This window comes from Agromyces sp. P2_B3, from assembly GCF_056404815.1.
In genome coordinates, this window is the sequence record NZ_JBFUDH010000052.1 from 1 (window position 1) to 667 (window position 667).

Sequence of the window (667 nt, forward strand, 5' to 3'; positions counted from 1 at the left end):
GATTGTCGGAACCACCGCGACCCAACGACGGGAGCCACGCCGATCGTCACGCCAGCCTCAGCGGGCAGCAGACCCGTGCTGATCTTCGCCCAGAACTCCCGCTCCCTCGCACGCGGGTGCCCCGGGTGACCGGGCGAGTGCATCGGCGCGCGCCCGGTCACTTCCCTCATCCAATCCGACGGTCGTCCCACAACACCCTCCGATCAGGTGTTGTTTCCACCGGTTGAGCCCAGTTTGACTGCCGGCATCCGAGTGACTGATCAGCTGGCCGCGCTCGATCGGATGCCCGGCGCGGTCTCGTTGCCACAGCGCCATCCGCACGGGTACGTCGACGAGTTCCACGTCGCGGCGGATCGACGCGTTCCAGCCCACGATCCGCTGCGAGTAGCAGTCGACCACGAACGCGACGTACGTGAACGACTGGAAGGTGCGCACGTACGTGAAATCAGCAACCCAGACGTGATCCGGGGCCGGGGCGGTGAAGTCCCGGTTCAGCAGGTCCGGGGCGCGGGTGTCCTTCGGGTTCGGGATCGTCGTGCGCGGCCGGCGGCCCCGGACCACGCCGCTGAGCCCGAGGGACCGCATGGCCCGGTCGACCGCGCCGAAGCTGGCATCCGGGACCTGGCCGCGACGCAGCAGGGCGAGCATCTTCCGCCGCCCGTACAGT

The 667-nt window shown here is 69.0% G+C and carries 1 pseudogene; it reads right to left on the reverse strand.

Features of this window, described 5'->3' with window-relative positions:
* Positions 1–228: 228 nt before the first annotated feature.
* Positions 229–667 (reverse strand): annotated as a pseudogene (locus tag AC1DZA_RS20130) (transposase); the annotation flags it as partial.